The organism is Psychrobacter sp. Ps1, assembly GCF_022129425.1.
Lineage (GTDB): Bacteria > Pseudomonadota > Gammaproteobacteria > Pseudomonadales > Moraxellaceae > Psychrobacter.
In genome coordinates, this window is sequence record NZ_JADQAN010000010.1 from 80,724 (window position 1) to 100,343 (window position 19,620).

The 19,620-nt window shown below is 42.9% G+C and carries 13 protein-coding genes and 1 pseudogene; 8 read left to right on the forward strand and 6 right to left on the reverse strand.

Annotated features, from left to right (window positions below):
- Positions 1-66 precede the first annotated feature (66 nt).
- On the reverse strand, positions 67-2,277 hold the full coding sequence (locus I3249_RS06905) for a carboxy terminal-processing peptidase (protein WP_101205548.1): 2,211 nt from the start codon (positions 2,275-2,277) through the stop codon (positions 67-69).
- Positions 2,278-2,739: 462 nt separating this feature from the next.
- Here I3249_RS06905 and nagZ point away from each other — a divergent pair, with 462 nt between their 5' ends.
- Positions 2,740-3,816, forward strand: a complete 1,077-nt coding sequence (nagZ, locus tag I3249_RS06910) for a beta-N-acetylhexosaminidase (protein ID WP_238069247.1) — start codon at positions 2,740-2,742, stop codon at positions 3,814-3,816.
- A 101-nt stretch (positions 3,817-3,917) separates the two neighbouring features.
- Here the strand turns inward: nagZ and I3249_RS06915 are convergent, their stop codons facing one another.
- Together I3249_RS06915 and I3249_RS06920 are read right to left on the reverse strand one after the other, a co-directional pair.
- The gene (locus I3249_RS06915) at positions 3,918-5,513 is read right to left on the reverse strand and encodes an OmpA family protein (RefSeq protein WP_238069249.1); all 1,596 of its coding nucleotides are present in this window, start codon (positions 5,511-5,513) and stop codon (positions 3,918-3,920) included.
- A 294-nt stretch (positions 5,514-5,807) separates the two neighbouring features.
- A complete protein-coding gene (locus I3249_RS06920; protein ID WP_238069250.1) occupies positions 5,808-7,454 on the reverse strand; it encodes a hypothetical protein in 1,647 nt (548 codons plus the stop codon).
- Positions 7,455-7,868: 414 nt separating this feature from the next.
- Here I3249_RS06920 and I3249_RS06925 point away from each other — a divergent pair, with 414 nt between their 5' ends.
- The 6 genes and pseudogenes from I3249_RS06925 (at position 7,869) to I3249_RS06950 (ending at position 13,108) form a co-directional block, all read left to right on the forward strand.
- Entirely contained in the window at positions 7,869-8,477 is a 609-nt protein-coding gene (locus tag I3249_RS06925) for a rhomboid family intramembrane serine protease (protein ID WP_057758273.1), read from the forward strand.
- Positions 8,478-8,580: 103 nt separating this feature from the next.
- Positions 8,581-9,537, forward strand: coding sequence for a metallophosphoesterase (locus I3249_RS06930; protein WP_238069252.1), 957 nt, complete (start codon positions 8,581-8,583; stop codon positions 9,535-9,537).
- Positions 9,538-9,644: 107 nt separating this feature from the next.
- Complete coding sequence (purE, locus tag I3249_RS06935) at positions 9,645-10,196, forward strand: 5-(carboxyamino)imidazole ribonucleotide mutase (protein WP_082624535.1); 552 nt, start codon at positions 9,645-9,647, stop codon at positions 10,194-10,196.
- Between the two features lie 197 nt (positions 10,197-10,393).
- A pseudogene (locus I3249_RS06940) lies at positions 10,394-11,566 on the forward strand (5-(carboxyamino)imidazole ribonucleotide synthase); the annotation flags it as partial.
- Positions 11,567-11,781: 215 nt separating this feature from the next.
- The gene (locus I3249_RS06945) at positions 11,782-12,231 is read left to right on the forward strand and encodes a DUF188 domain-containing protein (protein ID WP_102093310.1); all 450 of its coding nucleotides are present in this window, start codon (positions 11,782-11,784) and stop codon (positions 12,229-12,231) included.
- Positions 12,232-12,466: 235 nt separating this feature from the next.
- Positions 12,467-13,108 carry an NAD(P)H-binding protein gene (locus I3249_RS06950; protein ID WP_238069255.1) on the forward strand — a complete coding sequence of 214 codons (642 nt, stop codon included), beginning with the start codon at positions 12,467-12,469 and terminating at the stop codon, positions 13,106-13,108.
- Between the two features lie 157 nt (positions 13,109-13,265).
- On the opposite strand, the gene epmA is transcribed toward I3249_RS06950, so the two are convergent.
- From epmA to I3249_RS06965, 3 genes are all read right to left on the reverse strand, one after another.
- Positions 13,266-14,294: an EF-P lysine aminoacylase EpmA gene (gene epmA, locus I3249_RS06955; protein WP_238069256.1), complete on the reverse strand. Its 1,029-nt coding sequence runs from the start codon at positions 14,292-14,294 to the stop codon at positions 13,266-13,268.
- Between the two features lie 50 nt (positions 14,295-14,344).
- Positions 14,345-15,454, reverse strand: a complete 1,110-nt coding sequence (locus I3249_RS06960) for a 4-phosphoerythronate dehydrogenase (protein ID WP_238069278.1) — start codon at positions 15,452-15,454, stop codon at positions 14,345-14,347.
- A 280-nt stretch (positions 15,455-15,734) separates the two neighbouring features.
- A complete protein-coding gene (locus tag I3249_RS06965) occupies positions 15,735-16,862 on the reverse strand; it encodes an AI-2E family transporter (protein WP_238069258.1) in 1,128 nt (375 codons plus the stop codon).
- Positions 16,863-17,737: 875 nt separating this feature from the next.
- Here I3249_RS06965 and I3249_RS06970 point away from each other — a divergent pair.
- Positions 17,738-19,429, forward strand: coding sequence for an NAD+ synthase (locus tag I3249_RS06970; protein ID WP_102078089.1), 1,692 nt, complete (start codon positions 17,738-17,740; stop codon positions 19,427-19,429).
- Positions 19,430-19,620 lie beyond the last annotated feature (191 nt).

Genomic DNA, 19,620 nt, shown 5'->3' on the forward strand with positions numbered 1-19,620 from the left:
GGTCTAAACGTCAATCTATGTAAGCATATGCTTACATAGATTACGTAACGTTATAATAACTTCACATTATAGCTTCTCTTCAGGGCTAAGCATCGTCTTAGGTTCAGCGCTAAGCATAAGGTAAGCTGCCTCATTGATGAACGCTTCATCCTCTGGTAACTCTGGACGTTCAGCTGCTTTCATGCGGCTACGTTCTTCAAACTTTGCGTCCATCGCTGCTTGATAAGTGTTCCAGTTAGAGTACGGTCGCTCGCCAGTTGCGATAAGGCGCTTGTTTTCTGCTTCTAATGAGCGTTTTTCAATTAATTGCATTTTAGCTCTGCGGCTATTGATATCTAATCGAACAGGTTTCTTTTCATCATCCATGTTACGAATATCATTTAGTGTCGACAGATAAGTAAATTGCGGGTCTTTCTGTTGGCGAATCTTAGACTGCTGATTGAGCGTCGCCAGTGTATCACTGGTAAACTTCCCTTCAGGCTTGTACGGCGCCGTTCTGATAGTGTCCCAAGGCAATGCTTTTTTCTGAGCGCGCTCGCCGAAGGTTGCATCATCATAGATATTGACTAGCTCAACGTCTGGTACAACACCTTTATTTTGCGTACTACCGCCAGTGACACGATAAAACTTACGCTGAGTTAAGGTGGCAGAGCCTAAAGCTAAGCTATCGAGCTGAATCTGCGCAGAGCCTTTACCAGTTGTCGTACTACCAACTACTAATCCGCGACCATAGTCCTGAATAGCAGCGGCAAAGATTTCACTGGCTGAGGCCGATGCTAAGTTGGTAATGACCGCCATCTTGCCATCATACAACTGCTCGCCGCCATCGTTGTCGCGATACACTTGAATATTGCCACGATTATCACGAATCTGTACTAGTGGTCCACTCTTGATAAAGAACCCTAACATCTTGGCCACTTCATCCAATGAGCCACCAGGGTTGTTTCTCAAATCAACCACTAGGCCATCGATATTTTGTTTATTCAACTCTTTTAGTGCTTTTTCAGTATCGATACTAACGCTACGGTAGTCTTCACCATTGCGACGCGCCCGATAGTTTAGATAAAAGCTCGGTATCTCAAGTACGCCAATACGCTTTGGCGTCTTATCAATATTAGGACGCTGCACTTCTACCACTCGCTGAGTGACGCCTGACTCTTCTTGCTGAATGATGTCTCGTACTACCGTGACCGTACGGGCGCTAGCATCTGGCGTGTTGGGTTGACGTAGTTTCAGTGTGACCGATGTACCGCGTTTTCCGCGAATCAAGCTGACAATTTCACGCGTTGACCAACCAACCACATCCGTCATGGTTTCGCCGTCTTTTGCGATACCAACGATCAAATCATTGGGCTTAATCTGACCCGACTTAGCGGCTGGACCACCATCGACCAAAGTCACAATACGAGTATAGTCCGGATTTTTGCGATCTGGACGAATAGAGACACCTATGCCTTCTAACTGAAGGCTCGACTGGATTTGCAGTTCAGTCGCTTGAATCGGTGCATAATAATTACTGTGTGGATCATAGGTCAGCATTGCCGTATTTAAGATGGTTTCCATGATTTCATCATCTTTAAGACGCTTAAACTGCTCTTGTTGACGTGACAAACGATTTTGCAAAATTTCATTTGGTGTACGCTCATCGTTACGTACCAAGTCTTGCCCACGTGTGATATCTGGATTGCTTAAAAATACTTTCTCTTTGGCTTTTTCGTCTTCTTGACCCAGCGTAATACTCATCAACTGGAATTTTAGCTGACGTTCCCAGTAATCGCGCTGCTCTTTTTTGGTTTTAAAATGACCGAGTTTTTCACGATCAAGAATGATTGTGTCGTTACCTGTCAAATCAATATCTGTTTTGAGCATTTTGGTAGCCATCGCAAAGTACTCATTTGAGCGTTTGCGGTAACGATCAAACACCTCTACCCCTGCAGACAGATCACCTTGTTTTAGGCGAGCGCCAAAATCTTCAGCATGTTTTTTCTTCAGCTCATCGACATCAGATTGCAAAAACAACGTATGGTTTGGGTCAAGGCTATCAATATACATTGATAGGATTTCGCTACCAGTTTTACTATCTAAAGGCTGATTGAGATAATGACTGCGATCCAGCAAGGCGGCTACTTGACGGGTGGTGACCTTTTGCTCAGGGGTCTGAACGAAACTTCCCGTATTGGTCTCGGCGACTGCAGTACCGTAGCTTTGGGTTAAGATAATACCGGCGATGCCCACTGACGCTGCACTGAGTAACCACTGTGCTGGTTGTTTTTTCATCATATGTACCTAGTTATTTGAAGTTAATAGTATTGGGTAATTCATCAGAATTAGAAATGCTCGAATCTGTTATGACCTATAAATGCTGTGTTTTATTCTTATATTTTATGCATCATTAAATACTGATATATAGTCAAAAATCAATCAATATTATCACGCGCATAAATACTGAACTGTCTCAAACTGTATAAGCAATCTTACACGCTACACCTGTACATACCAAACTTTCTATCACTTTTATCATACATAGCAATTGAGGGCTATCAACATCGATTTGATGACTGAATCTACTGGCTATTAGCAAATTGATTTGACCCCAATAATCTGCCACATTATGCTCAGTTAATAATAGCTGTCATAATAAGATATCTGAACAATGACTGATAAGTGATAAGACAGGCATAGATAGATAATCAGTCACCCACATAATATAACCATATATAAAATAATAAGGAATACGCGATGTACGGCGTTTTAATGATAGATATCGATAGTACCGCTTTGACCGCTGAAGATGTCAGCTTGATTAAACAAGCACAGGTTGGCGGAGTAATACTGTTTGGTCGTAACGTCACAGATGCGGCCCAAGTCAGAGCACTATGCGACGATATACGTTATCACAATCAAGACATACTTATCGGTGTGGACCAAGAAGGTGGACGAGTCGCGAGGCTACGTGAAGGCTTTACGCCCCTACCTGCTATGGGTCGATTGGGTGAGCTATTCAATCAAGACCCAAGTAAAGCACTTAGCTGCGCCTACGATTGCGGTTATCTAATGGCAGCTGAAGTACTGGCTGTAGGAATCGATTTGAGCTTTGCACCCGTACTGGATAGAGATGGTATTAGCCAAGTCATCGGTGATCGCAGCTTTCATCATGAGCCGCAAGCCATCACTGCGCTTGCAACACAGTTTATGCGCGGAATGAAAGCGGCTGGTATGGCAACCACTGGTAAACACTTTCCTGGTCATGGTGCCATCGCTCCTGACTCGCACGTATCAGAAGCCATCGATACACGTAGTTTAGATGAAATCATCAATAGCGATATGCAACCTTTTGCTCAAACGCTACATAGTCTGGACGCTCTTATGCCAGCGCATGTGATATTTTCGCAGGTAGACGACAAGCCAGCAGGATTCTCTAAAATTTGGCTACAAGATATCATTCGAGATGAGCTTAAATTTGATGGGGTACTATTCTCTGATGATTTATCGATGGCAGGTGCAAAGGCGGCTGGTGATGTCAGCGCTCGCGTAAAAGCGGCCATTGATGCCGGTTGTGATATTGCCCTCGTGTGCAACGACCGTGTGGCTGCTCATGAGGCGGCTAAAGCTGCGCAAGATCTGCCTTACCCTAATCAGCAACGTATCAAAACCATGCGCGGCAACATCCCAACATGGCAAGGCGACCTTGGATCTACCTGCCAGCAGTTTGAATACTGGCAGCAAGCCAAGCAAAATGTTACTCAGACTTTCTTTGATGCGCAAGCTGATGGTCAGACTGCTAAGCAATCAACAGATCCTACTCTGTATAAATAATAGCTTGTTCAATTGTCATCGAGTAGCATACAAAAAACCGCATCTTTATAAGATGCGGTTTTTGTCATTCGGCTACTATAATCAAAATAAGAACAAATAGATTAATTGGTTGGGTCTACCGTAGTGCCTTGGGTAGCGTCATCGCCATCTGGTAACAAATCATCATTGTTACTATCTAATGGGTTCATATCTGGATCTAGCGAATCACCGTTTATCATCATGCCATCATTTGCACTAACAACCTCGTCATTGACCATAAATTCAATACGGCGATTACGGAAGCGACCTTGTTCGGTTGAATTGTCTGCGATTGGTTCTGATTCGCCCATGCCTTTGGTCGTTAATTTACTGGCATCAACCCCTTTAGACACTAGATATGCTTTCACTGACTCAGCACGCTCCTGAGACAGCTCCATATTATAGGTATCAGAGGCTTGACTGTCCGTATGACCGACAATCATCAGCTTCATATCAGGTACGTTATTGATGATTTCTGCAGCACGGTCTAGCAGCGCCTTATTGACTTCAGGTATAACCGCTTCATCTACTTGGAAGTTAATCACCTGAATACTCAAAGCGCGAGCAACATCACGTGGATCTGGGTTATCACCCAGATTGGTCATCGCCACATCTGCAGCAGCCAGACTGTCATCAATCTCGCCTTGCAAGTCTAATGGGCCTTCAGCTTGCACCGTCATGGCAGGAGCAGCTGCTTGTAGGTCAGCAACCAACTTGTCCAACGCGGCTTTATCAGGAGCATTCACAGTAATGTTATCGCCTTTGATAATCATGCTCGCGTTCGGTACATTTTTGATAATTGGTAATATCGTAGCCAGTTGAGCAGATGCTGGCATATCTACTGCAAAATTATCATCAACGTCAGCACGGCATTTATTGGCTTCATCACCAAATGCACCAGTCAAAGCGTTCATAACATTGGTTTGTAGTGTCTCATCACCCACGCTCATACGACAAGCATACAGCTCGCTATTTTCACCAGTTGCGATACTTAGTGATGCAGGCTCAATTGCGCCTGCAACCGCTAATGCCTCATTACCTTGCGCCCCTTGCTGTACTGTAGCCGCTGGCGTTGCTACAGGCTCAGGGTTTTCTTGACAGCCTCTGAGTAGTGCCCAAGCCAGTGCACCCAAGATAATCAAACCAATAATAGGTAGCAGCGCTTTCATAAAGCTCTCTTTTGGCTCTTCTTCTTTTTGTAGTGGTGCTGTACTGGTGGTATCAGAAATAGGTGTACCAGCCGTAGAGGTGGCAGCGACCGCACTAGCAGGCAAAACAGTGCCCGCCCATGCAGGGATATGATGCTGATAACTGTTCAGGTTGTCATTCAAAAATTGCGGAACGGGCGTGGTACCAGCCAAGCTTTTGATCTCATGAAAAGCCAATGGCGCTGCCATCGCAATCAAACCACGTGAGGCCGTTGCATCGACATTATGCTTGCCTGCCAATTCGCGAGAGATTTGGTCGCGGTGTGCCCCTTCTGTCCATACACGGTCATAAAAAGCATTGTCATCACGGGCAATGTTTTCATTGGCAAAGCGGCTAAAAGTATCATTGTCTGCAAGACGAGCAGCAAAAATGGCATAAAACTGTTCTAGTAGATTTTTCTTAGCTGGGCTACGGTCATCTTCCAATACGGCTGGGCTGACGGTGCGTGTCAAGTGGCTAATAATATCCATAATATGGCTCTCCCCTTAATTTTTATTTATATGATTCGTTTGCTCAAAAAGCAGCTATTTCATTCTTTTGTATTCAATCGTCATAGTAGTCATGGTGGCGATAAATCCATCAAACTACTTTATTTGGTTTTGATTATTATAAAATTCTTAAGCTGCTATTCACAGTCTGTACGTTGTTGTGCAAATGATACAGTAAGTAATGTTTCGGATGGCACACGTAACTGTAGCCAAGCTACATGAAAAGATAGGCCATATAAAAAGACACGCCCTATAAAACAGCGTGCCTTATAAAAACTACCTAACTTGAGCTGGTTCAGCAACGATAATCGTGTTTGCCATCTCATCCACTTCTGAAGGTGAAAAAGGGCCTGGCGGTCTGGTCGTTTGATTATTTGAAGGAAAGTTGTTGGGAATATTACTCGCGCCATTGGTAGGCAGATTGTTGGGCGCATTATTAAAACTGTTATTATTGTTAGGCAAAGGAGTTGGTATCACACGATCTCCAGTATCATCATCTGATGCTTGGTATTCGCCAGAGTTACTATTTACCCCATTATTATTGAGTTGATTATTAATCCCCGCCCCATCATCTACAAACTGGTTATTTGCGTTTGCCATATTGTTCGTAGCATCACCAATATTACTATTATCAGGCAATGGCAGTGGTGCTGTACTCTCGACTACCATCGTTGGTGCTAAGTTGCGTACTTCTGTGACCAGTTTTTGCAGTAGCATATTGTCTGGCGCCTCCAGTATGAGACGATCGTTTTGCACATGCAAACGTGCAAATGGTGTTGATCTAAGCATCGTCAATACATTGGGTAGTATCTCCGCAGGCATATTAACGATTGTGGTTGCTACCCCATCCTGTATGTTCAACTCACAAATACTTGCCTGCTCACCAAAGCTTGTATTAAGCGCCTGTTGCAACGTGCTTTGCAGTGCAGCATCGCCAACGGTCGCACTACAAGTGTACAAGTTACCGCCGTTATCTACACCGACAATAATCTCAACAGGAGTCGTTGTTGGTACAGGAGGCACGGGTGCTGGCGGTGGTTCAACAGGTACTGTGGCCACGGGTTCTACTGGTATTTCATTATTGGGTTTCACTAATAATGCCCATGCTGCTAGTGCAAGCGCAGCTAGGGCTACTATTAATAAAAATACGCGTATTAGTAGATCGTTTCGTTGATTACGAGTACGCACCTGTGCACGCTTTAAATTACTGTTTTCTGCCAAATGGTAGGCTGCTGGATTGGCATGAATAGCATCACTATTGGCAATCGTATCGTTATCTAACGCTTCAGTGTTTGCGCGCTCAGCAGTTGATATTTGCTCTATACTTTCTGCATCATTATTCGTTGTTGGTGTGTCTATGCCAGCTATGCCAGTATCTAAAGTAGCGTCGTCAAGTCTATTCGATATGTCGTCACTTACTGGCACATGTACTTGCACATCATTATCATCTGAATTGAAGCTTGTTTGTATTTGCTGATCCACACCTTGAGTAGCCGTAATCACAGCGGCTGCCCAGATAGGTAAATATGGACGTAAAGCAGCCTGCTTTTCTTGTAAAAATGCTGGCAAAAACTGCCCATTGGCCAATACTTTTAGTTCACGATATGCCAACGGCGCGGCACTAATTAGTAATTGCTCAGTTGTCTGCTCATCAATGTGATGAGTGGCTGACAACTCTTGGATGATAGTCTCTTGCAGACTTTTATCTTGCCATATTTGTTCAAATAAAGGGCTTTCATTATTAGTGCTAGTCATTACTTGATCAGTACGCAGCAACTGTGAGTAAATTTGTGGCACAGCTAGACGCGCAGCCAAAACAGCATAAAATTGCTCAAGTAGACTGACATAGGCGACATTATTGCTGTCATCATTATCCATTACAGCTGGGGTTACCGTTTGTTCTAGCTGGTCAATAATGTTCATATTTCACTGCCTCTATCAGCCTTATTGGAATGTGCAAAATTAAGCACTTATTTTATTTTTGTCCATGTCACTTGTGTATTTTGCTTCTTTGTCTAAAAGACTCATTGCAGCGCGGATGAATGAACACTACTCTCGTCTTTAACCTTGCTTTAAAAGTCTCACTTATGTTGCATGGTACACTGCTACATTATTCACTATAACCGCATAAAAAAGCATCGTTTTGTCACACAATAGGTATTCGCGTTATCGCAACTGCTGTTAGTATTAGTCTATTGCTAATGGTTAGTACTTAATACGGATCAGACGTCAAACTTACTTTTTAATCAGCCGTAACGCTTAGGCTTTGAATACTGTCATTTGTAGCTTGTCATTTGTAACATTGTCACATATCAGGCACGGCCTAAGGATTTTCCTTTGTTAAACCATACGACGCTTATTATCATTATTACCGTTATTGTCAGCTTATTGGCTTGGCAAAACAAGACGCTATTTAATCGACTGATCTTTTACCCGCCAGCAGTCAACAATGGGCAATGGGATCGTTTTGTGACCCACGGCTTTATTCATGCTGATAGTATGCATTTGCTCTTTAATATGTTTACTTTGTATTTCTTTGGGCGTGCTATCGAAGGACTATATCAGCCGTTTTTATTCGGCTACGGTTTTGTGGTTTTTTATGTTTTGGCAATTATCGTTGCCATGATTCCAAGTTACGTGAAGAATAAGAACAACGCCAGTTATTTGAGTCTAGGCGCATCAGGCGGTGTATCGGCTGTGCTATTTGCTTTTATCCTGCTAGCACCATGGGAGAGAATTTACCTCTTTGCCGTAGTTCCTATTCCTGCGATACTATTTGCCGTGGCCTATATATTTTATAGTATCTATGCGGATCGACGCGGTGGTTCAAACATCAATCACATGGCTCATATGTGGGGCGGCGCATTCGGCGTTATCGCCACGATTGTTTTGGAACCAAAAGTACTACCGCACTTTATCAATGCGTTGCTATCACCGGGATTTTAGACATTTTTACGTATAGTAAAGCTAGCATTTTAAAGGCAGCTGTACTTTATAAATACTATTTTGCGCACATTATATTTCTACATTTGAGATTTAGTAATACATTATGATTATAGATATTATCGGTGATATACATGGTTATGCAGACAAACTGGTCGGTCTGCTGCATCAGTTGGGCTATGAGCATAACGGTCAGTATTTCGTGCCACCGACAGGTCACAGGGCATTGTTCATCGGTGATTTGATCGATCGTGGTTCACAGCAACTAGCTACACTGGAGATTGTCTTTGCAATGCTAGATGCCGATGTAGCCGATGCAGTGATGGGCAACCATGAATATAATGCATTGGCATATGCCACGCGCGATCCCGATAATACTAGCCAGTATTTACGCTCGCACAACGACATCCACAGACGCCAACACGAGGCGTTTTTAGCAGAGATACCATTTGGCTCAGAGCAACATGAGTACTGGTTGCAGCGTTTATATGAAATCCCATTATGGATTGAGACCGACTACGCCTGTTTTGTACATGCTTGCTGGGATACAGATAGCATGGCAATACTAAAACCCCTTCTGACTGACGATAACTGTCTGACTCCAGCAGGTTTAATCGCGACGGCTAAAGAAGATACCATCGCCTTTGACGCTTTAGAGCGAGTACTAAAAGGGGTTGAAACAAGCTTACCTGATGGCATTGTGATGGTAGATAAAGAAGGTACTGAGCGTACACGAGTACGAGTACGCTGGTGGCTAGATGAGTTAAATACACGCACACTTCGTGAAGTGTCTCGTGCTCCATCGTCCGCATTGGCACAGATACCGCCTGATGCGTTGGCTGAAAATATTGAATTTGCGCTAAAAACTCATAAACCTGTGTTTGTCGGGCACTATTGGCTCACTGGCACACCTGAGCCACTCAGTCCACAAGTTGCCTGTACCGACTACTCTGCAGCAGTGGATAGCGGTTATTTGACCTGCTACCAGTTAGATACCGAACAACCATTACCATTGACGGCCAAGCATTTTGTTCAGCATTATCACGATGAAAAGCAAACATAAAATCGTGATATCACTGCAATTAACGCCATACCAGTATTAAAAGTCAAACTTGGCTTTACGAGTGTAGCAAAATTTTTGTATGATGGTCTTTTTGAGGATATCCAATCATGAGCACCACGAATACTGCTGCTAACCAGAACGGTCCAATTACCTCTCCTGCTGGTCAGCCAAAAGTCGGCATTATCATGGGTTCGCAGTCTGACTGGGCAACTATGAGTGCTGCTGCGCAATTGCTTGCAGACTTTGACATTGCTTTTGATTGTGAAGTTGTCTCTGCACACCGTACGCCTGACAGATTATTTGATTATGCCAAAAGCGCAAAAGATAATGGTCTACAAGTGATCATCGCTGGTGCAGGCGGTGCCGCTCATCTGCCAGGTATGTGTGCCAGTCAAACGCCGCTACCTGTTTTTGGCGTACCTGTAAAGTCATCTATGCTGAGCGGTTGGGATAGTCTACTGTCTATCGTACAAATGCCAAAAGGCGTCGCTGTTGGTACTTTGGCGATTGGTGCTGCTGGTGCTTATAACGCTGCCCTACTTGCAATTCAAGTATTGGCATTGCATGATGATACGATTGCTACTAAGCTCGATCAGATGCGCCAGTCTCAGACTGAGACCATTCTCGCTAGCCCAACACCAGGTATTATCAATCCTTAGGTAGATATAAGTCGATCGGCTTTTATAGCAGAGTCTTTTATATTTATAGCTTAACGATTGAAGCTATCACTGTATATTTTTAAGTAATTTCGAGTAGAGATAAGGTGCATACAGTGCACCTTTTCCTATTTTCACCCATTGAATTTTAGATTTTAATAGACCAAACATCTTATTCACCTTTATTCAAAGAGCCTGCCATGACTACAGCAAACGCTTATCCTGTTACCCAAACCATTCATACCATCGGTATTTTAGGCGGTGGTCAGCTTGGTATGATGCTTGCCGAAGCCGCCATGCCATTGGGTTACCAATGCGTATTCTTAGAAGACAATGCAGAATGCCCTGCCAGCCTATACGGTCGTGTCTTTCATAGCGATCAATTAGAAGACTTTATCGCAGCAGCGGACGTATTTACCTTAGAGTTTGAAAACACGCCAACGTCTACAGTCGAGCAACTGGTTAGTTTGTCAAAATCTGGCAGCAAGCAAGGCATGTTCCCACCGCTGATCGCGCTTGATATCGCTCAAGATCGTCTAAAAGAAAAGCAGATGTTTAACACGCTTGATATTGCAACCGTGCCATTTATGGAAGTTAACTCTGAAGCTGAGCTCAAGCACGCTTGTAAAGAATTAGGACTGCCTATCGTTCTGAAAACCAGCCGAGGTGGTTATGATGGCAAAGGACAGTTCGTCATCAAGCAAGACAGTGATATTAAAGCTGCTTGGCTAGATCTAAAAGACGCTGTCAGTGGTAAAGGCTCACTAACGCCAACACCTGCGCCATTAATCGCTGAAGGTTTTATTAACTTTAGCCGTGAAGTATCTATCATTGCAGCAAGAGCGCAAAATGGTCAGGTACGCTGTTACGATTTGGTCGAAAATCATCATCACAACGGTATTTTGGCCAAAACTCAAGCGCCTGCTGTTGGCACGAGTCATCTGTTTCAACAAGCAACAGACGCCATTACCAAAGTCATGAACCATTTGGACTATGTCGGCGTTATGGCGCTTGAATTATTCGTCACCAAGGATGCTCGCGGTCATAATGCGATATTGGCGAATGAAATCGCACCACGTGTACACAACTCTGGGCACTGGAGTATCGAAGGCGCTATTACCAGTCAGTTTGAGAACCATATCCGTGCCGTGGTCAATTTGCCATTAGGCGATACAGACAACGTACATCCTGCAATTATGGTGAATGTACTGGGTCAATATCCTGATATCAGTGCAGTGTTAAATATCGATGGCGCTCATTATCATAGCTATCATAAGGCTGAGCGTGACGATCGTAAGATTGCTCATATCACCTTGATGCCTAATGACGTGACAGATTTAGAGCCTGCTATGGCAAAACTGGTCGCTATATTGCCAAACAAGGTTGGTCTGGATAAAGAGTATGCAAACGTAGATACTCAGCCTAGTAAAGTAGACGTCGATGCTAAGAGTAATGCTAAAAACAGTGCTCAGAACAGTGTTCAGAACAGTGTTCAAAATGATGCCATAGCTGATGAACTAGACAATAAAGACAGCCAAGCAGATAGCCTGTCTACTCCTTCAGCAAAACCTGAGAAGGCCAAGAAATAATGCAGATTTGGGTGGACGCAGACTCGGTACCATTGATTGCTAAAGATTTGATTATTAAAACGGCTGAACGTACCAAGACCATGGCTATATTTGTGGCCAATCAGCCGATTAAGTTACGCAAGTCGCCCCTACTTGTCATGACTGTCGTACCCTCAGGGTTCGACAAAGCGGATGATTATATCGTCGAGCAGATACAGGCTGGTGACTTGGCTATTACTAGCGATATCCCCTTAGCCAATGATATTTTGGACAAAGGTGGTATGGTATTGACGACGCGCGGCGTGGTCTACGATAAGAACAACATCAAGCAGAAGCTCAATATGCGCGACTTTATGGATACTATGCGCGGTACTGGTGTCCTAGAGTTGCAGGAAATGAGCGGGCAAAAGCCCTACGGTGATCGAGATAAAAAAGCCTTTGCCGATGGCCTTAATCGCTTGGTTCGTTGATACTTTTTATCGCTCTATCTGACGGTCAGCCGCCCTTTCATCTATTACATGATGTCATCTGATCAACGTTTGCTTCCTTGCAAACGGTATACACTCTATAACCAAACGCTATTCAATCAGCACGCTTTATAACGAAGCGTGCTACCTATTTTTGTTACTCTATATTCGGTTTTTAAGATAAATAAACTTACTGAATAACTCAAACAATAGAATTTAAATAAAAATAGGAATGATTATGAAAATTTTAGTCGTTGGTGCAAGTGGTCGAGTGGGCGGTGATTTGGTTAAGCAGTTATTGGCTGATGACCATCAAGTTATTGGCACGACTCGTCAGAAAGAAAAGCTATTTGGTAATGACAACTATACCCAGCTAGATTTAGACATTACAGCCAGTAAAGAGTCTATTGAAAAACAACTAGATCAGGATATTGAGGCTGTTTACTTTGTAGCAGGATCTGGTGGCAAAAACGTTTTAGAAGTTGACTTGCACGGTGCTGTAAAAACGATGCAGGCTGCACAAGATAAAGGCATTAAACGTTATATTATGCTGAGTTCGGTCTTTTCATTAGAAACTGACAAATGGGACGAAAACCCTGGTATTGCAGATCTAAAAGAATACTATATCTCTAAGCACTACGCAGATCACTGGTTAGTGAATAACAGCTCGCTTGATTACACTATCGTACAGCCAGGTGCACTAAAAGAACGCGCTGGTACAGGCAAAATCACTATCGACGATACCAGCTCTGGTGAGAATGCCATCGAAGATGTAGCGACAACGTTAGCAGCAGTATTAACCGCAGATAACACGATAGGCAAAGTCTTCAATCTACACAATGGTGATATCGATATCAATGAAGCAGTCGCTACGGTATAAATAAATTTAGTATTAGCAAAATTGGTTGTGTCTGCTAAATTTCAGAAGCAGCCAATACAAAAGGTCGTTATCGATTCGCCAATATCTAATTGGTAAATCGGCAACGACCTTTTTATTATATATTTAGATTACAACTAATCGAAAAAAGCTCTTTCAATCATGCTTGCCCACTGGGGAAAGAAATAACTTCTTCCAAGCTGCTTGCACCTGTTAAAACCATTAGCAATCTATCCATACCGACTGCAATACCGCTACATGGCATCAAATCATTGGATGCGGCTAATAGATGTTCATCGATTGGCATTTGAGGTAGATTATGACGCGCACGTAATTGATTGTCTTGTTCAAAACGGTCACGCAATGCTTGACCATCTGCTAGCTCATCATAAGCATTGGCAATCTCAACGCCGTTAATGTATAGCTCAAAACGTTTCGCAATTTTATTACCGTCTTTATCCCTAGCTGTCTTCGCTAACGCAGCGGTCGCAGGTGGATACTCTATAATCAATGTTGGCAAATCATGACCTAGGTTTGGCTCTACGGCATGACTGAATAACAAATCCAACCAGCTCTGGCGACGATTTTCTTCGCTATCATCAGTATTATTAAAATCAAATCTTGTCAAACCCATATCTTCTGCCACGGCTTGCAATGCACTTAAACTCGCTGTCAACGGATGGATGCCCACAAAGTCCATAAAGGCATCGACATAGCGATAATGACTCATCACAACAGAATGACCATAAAGCGCTTCTAACAACTCATTAAGTTCAGTTGCCATCTCGTCCAGACTATAATTCGGTTGATACCATTCAAGCATCGTAAATTCAATATTATGACGCGTACCTATTTCATTATCACGAAAGACAGGACAAATCTGATAAATAGGTACTTGCCAGCTGGCTAATAAACGCTTCATTGCAAACTCAGGCGAGGTATGCAGATAATAAGTGCGCGGACGGTCTTGATAGGTCACATGAGCTGCTACAGACTGCAAAAAAGTGTCTGTATTGCCTGCTTGGGATAATAGCGGTGTCTGCACTTCCAGCACTTGTCGACTGGTAAAAAACTGACGAATATTGCTGATAAATTGCGCACGCTGTTGTGCCATTGCAAGTGTCATGGTTGGTGCGTAGCTAGGCTTAGAAGTAATAAGCTGCGAAGAAATGTTATTTGCTTGAGTCATTGGGCTCTACTGCGACTGATGAATAATTGGTTGCTCAGTATCTTGTTTAATTAAAACTGCCACTCACGGCGCAAGTTATAATCACGTCTCAGACCGTCGAAGTCAGCACCGTTTACCTGCCTATCAACTGCTTTATTGCGCAATGAGGTATCATCTTGCATGACGTCATAAAACTTTGGCAGTCTGTCTGGATATGATTTCAGTTCAGACCATAAGAACATATTTAGCGGTAGCAGATTGGACATAGACTGAGTTGGAGGTATCGTTAATTTTTCACACAAGGCATCATAAATGATTTGTGTGCCACGCAGCTTACCTTCTAGCGTATAGCCAGCGATATGCGGTGTGGCAATAGCGAGTTTGGATAGTAAGCTTTCTTCAATCTCTGGCTCATGCTCAAACACGTCTAGCACCACTTGACGTCCAGTACGCTCAATGTCGGCTTCAAGCGCACTTTCCTCGATTACAGGTCCGCGCGCACTATTAATTAACATCGTATCGGCAGGCATCATTGCTAATGCAGCTGCATTGATAAGGTGACGTGTTGGATAACCACTACCTTTAGGATTCGTCGCATTCTTTTCATTGGTCAAAGGCACATGCAGACTCACCACGTCACTTTGGCTAAGTACCTGCTCCAAGCTAGCATTATTAGTTTTAGAGGCTGGTAACAAGGGATCATAACCTAGCACCTGCCAACCCAAATCATAGGCATATTGAGCAAGCGTATTACCGATATTACCAAGGCCAATGATACCTAAGGTTAATGACGCCGACTGCTGCCAATACTGCGGACGCAAAGTGGAAATAGCCGTCAATACATATTGAGCTACAGAATGCTTACTACAACCAGCTGCATTGGCGAAAGTGATATTGCGAGATGCTAGATAATCTTGATCTACATGGTCGGTCCCAATAGTCGCAGACCCGACAAACTGCACACTGTTATTGTCAGCCAATAGCGCTTCGTTTACTTTCGTCACAGAGCGTATCAGCAGCACATCTGGCTGTACTTCGGCAAGTAGCGCGGCATCGATATCTCGACCAGCGATAGTGATAATATCAACCGTATACTCAGTCAGCTGACCAAGCGTAGAGTCATTAAAAAAATCATTCAGACTGGCGATGTTGCTGTCCGCTAAAATAGTGATATTTTTAATTGTACTTAATTTAGCGATCTTATTATTCGTCGATTCTGTCATATTCTTATTTATCATTTGCCATCATCTCTATCGATAATTTTTTACATCGTATTTTCTAGGGCGTGTCTTCATTTCAAAAATGGAGATAAAAATGAGATAAATTGCCGTCAAACAAGAAAAATAGCGTAGATAATATCAGGATATTAAATAGCTATTTGACGATGTTTGGCAAAATTTAGCCATTTTTAGCCCATTTAGATGGCCATCGGGTGAATTGAAGACACGCCCTAATGACTCGTTATTCTGGTCCATGCACAGGATCTATCGCACGAGGGTCAGAAAGCATCACCTCCTGTTGGGCAAATATCTCATTCTTATGCTGCGATATCCACTCGCGCCATACTGCAAGCCCGATAGCCAGCACGACAGGCCCAATAAACAAACCAACAAAACCAAATGCTGTAAGACCACCTAATACCCCAATAAAAATAATGATAAAAGGAATTTTGGTCGCGCCGCTAATGACGATAGGACGAATCAAATTATCCACCCAGCTAATCACCAGTACACCCCATAGTGCCAAGCCAATGCCTTCTGCAGTATGCCCTTGACTCAATAGCCAAATCGATACACCGCCCCAAACGAACGGCGTACCAAAGGGAATCAAGGCAATAATAAATGTGACAATGGTCAATAAGATAGGACTTGGCGCACCAGCGAAGTAATAGCCGATACCAGACAATAAAGCCTGAGCCAATGCCGTCAGCCCGATGCCGTATACCACGGCACGCGTAGTTGTACCCACAGAATCGATGTAACCGTCGATACGATTGCCGATGATGTTACGCAGCGCTTGACGAATCTGCCGAACCAGACTAGTGCCATCACGATAAAAAAAGAAGAGCGTCATTAACGCCATACCGAGTTTGGCCAAACTACTGAACACCACATCAAAGGCTATTTTGCCATAATATAAATGCGACTGAACCCAAATGCGAAAAGCTTCTAGCGTTCCTTCTGGGTTTTTATTGATACGCCACAGTACGTCTTTGACTTGCTGACCGATGATAGGCAAATCTTTGAGGGAGTCAGGCACATCTAAGTAGCCTACCTTAATACGGTAAATCAAGTTACTAATTAAACTCAAAGCTTCTTGCTGCAAGATAAACACACCGATGACCACTGGCACGCCAATTATCAGTGAAATGCTCACCGTCATAATAGCGGCACTAAAATCTGGGCTTAGCTTCACCTTTTCATGGAAGAAATTATAAATAGGAAAAGTCACATAGGCCAAAATCGCTGCCCACAGCGCTGGTACAATAAAAAACTGCACCACTTGAAAACACAATACGAATAGCACCACTAGCAACGTAATTGCCAATAAGCGCTGAATAATAAATTCTTTTGTCCAGTTTTCAATCATAGCGTATAAACCAAAAGCGGACAGCAAACGATAATTTTGCTGGCGAGTTTATAAATGTGTGATGAATATTAGCTCTTAGACATTGTCTGTAAGCCATATCCATTAGCGAGAGTTGCGAATCATACAAAAAAGCATTGGGTCGAACTTATGGAATCACATGACGATTAAGTAATATGACTGCTAAATAGTATGACGATTAAATAGTGTGACTGTGTTCAGTTCCATACTACAAATTCATAGCCATTTATTATTGTGGATAACACAATAAAAATGCGGTTAACACACCTTATTATGCAATAAAGCATGTGAATTATATAACGCGTTGTTGTAATCTTTACTTACAACTTTGTCTATGCAAGCTTACTAGATGACGACGATAATGACTAGCGCATAATGCATGAATTTAGTGTGTAAAAATGATGTATTGAAAACTGCTTTTATGTTCAGCTTTTAAACTGTTATCTTATAAGGGAATCCACTGGTGCGTTCTATTTGTCGCGACAATTGATGTTATACTAAAGCAATTATTTTAAGCTTTTCAGTGTAGTTAAGTTTATTTGCACATATTTATTTACATCGTCGTACAGACAGCGAATCCTCTGAGCCAGATTTCAACACCCGCTTATATCGTCTTCTTTTAGACTATCATAAGTTCTAATTTTAGGGTGTCGCTATCACTTAGAGTGAGTTACTTGAGCAAAATCATAAGTCTTTTATAAAGGCTTATATAAGATTTAGACTCAGCATATCAGCTCAATATTTGAGCTTGGTATGCCAGAGCGCAGTTTTGAGTTAATTTCGGATTTACTTTGATTTTATTTGAAATCAATGCAGACACACCAAATTTTAATAATATATCGATAGGAACAATAACAATGTCAAAAGACACTGATAACCCCAACTCTAACACCTCAAACGAAGCCAGTAAGACCAATAAACCACAAGATACTGTCACTTTTGCCTTAGCTCAATCACATTTTTTGGTCGGCGATATCTCAACCAACGTCGAAAAAATGCGTACCCTAGCATTACAAGCACGCGAACAGGGTGCTGACGTAATCGTATTCCCAGAGTTAGCGCTACTAGGCTATCCTCCACAAGATTTATTGCTACGCCCAAGCTTATCAGGCCGTGTGAAAAGCGCTTTATCTACTTTGAGTGATATTGATGATATCGTCATGATCGTCGGCTATCCGCATGTCGACCATCACGGTACTTTTAACTCTGCTGCCATCCTACATAATGGTCATCAAAAAGGCTTTTACCATAAGCAAATTTTGCCAAATTATGGCGTGTTTGATGAGCGTCGCTACTTCGATAAAGGTCGCAATCAAGTTTTATTTGACTATAAAGGCATTACCATTGGTCTGCTTATCTGTGAAGACTTGTGGGAAAAAGGTCCTATCTCTGAGCTTAAAAAACAAGGTGCTGATTTAATCGTAAGCTTAAATGCCTCACCTTTTGAGATTGAAAAACAAGACAATCGCAAAACCATGCTGGCCAAGCGTAGCCGTGAAAACAAGCTACCTATCGTCTATGTCAACGCAGTGGGCGGGCAAGACGATCTAGTGTTTGATGGCGGCTCTATGGCTGTACAAGCTGACGGCAGCATTGCTCATGAAGCGCCACGCTTTATGAACCAGTTGCTACTGGCTACGTTAGACGTCAAAACTGCTAAATTCAACGAGCAGACCAAAGCGCCTCTAACCTTGAGCCGTGAATCTGAAATGTATCAAGCGTTAGTCGTCGGTCTACGCGACTATGTTAACCATTCAGGGTTCTCTGGCATTATTGTCGGGTTGTCAGGTGGTATTGACTCGGCATTGACGCTTTGTATTGCTGTTGACGCTCTAGGCGCTGATAAGGTATATGCGGTCATGATGCCATACGAGTATACCTCTCAAATCAGTCTAGAAGACGCTCAAGCACAGGCACGTCGCTTAAATGTTTCTTACACCGTCTGCCCTATCTTTGATGCTGTCGAAGGCATTCGTCATACGCTAGCACCGTTATTCAATAAGTCGCCAGCGGACACGACCGAAGAAAACATCCAAGCGCGTGCTCGTGGTGTTATTTTGATGGCATTGTCTAATAAATTCGGTCATTTAGTTATTACGACTGGTAACAAGTCAGAATTGGCAGTGGGTTATTCAACGCTATATGGCGACATGGCTGGCGGCTTTGACGTACTAAAAGACGTATATAAGTCTCAAGTTTATAAATTGGCGAGCTATCGTAATCGTTTAGAAGATACGCCTGTGATTCCTGAGCGCGTTATTACTCGTCCGCCATCAGCTGAATTACGTCCAGATCAAAAAGATCAAGACAGCTTGCCCGACTACGATGTATTAGATGGTATCTTGACGTCATATATCGATGAAGATATGGGCTATCAAGAGATTATTGATAAAGGCTTTGATGCTGAGATGGTCGCTAAAGTCATCAAAATGGTAGACAACAGCGAATATAAGCGCCTGCAATCTCCTATCGGTACCAAGATTAGCCACAAAGCTTTTGGGCGTGAGCGCCGTTATCCATTAGTTAATAAGTGGTCAATCAAAGGTTAATTACTACACACCTCTCAACTTCTACTATCTATAAGTTGAGAGGTACTAGTTAGCCAGTTTTACAAGATATCGAATTTTTACTATTAGCTGGGTGCTTGCCCAGCTTTTTTGGTTTTTATCCATCAAAAATTTTTACACCTAACCATATTCTTTTCCACACAGTTTCACTAACTATTTTGCCTCAATTATCT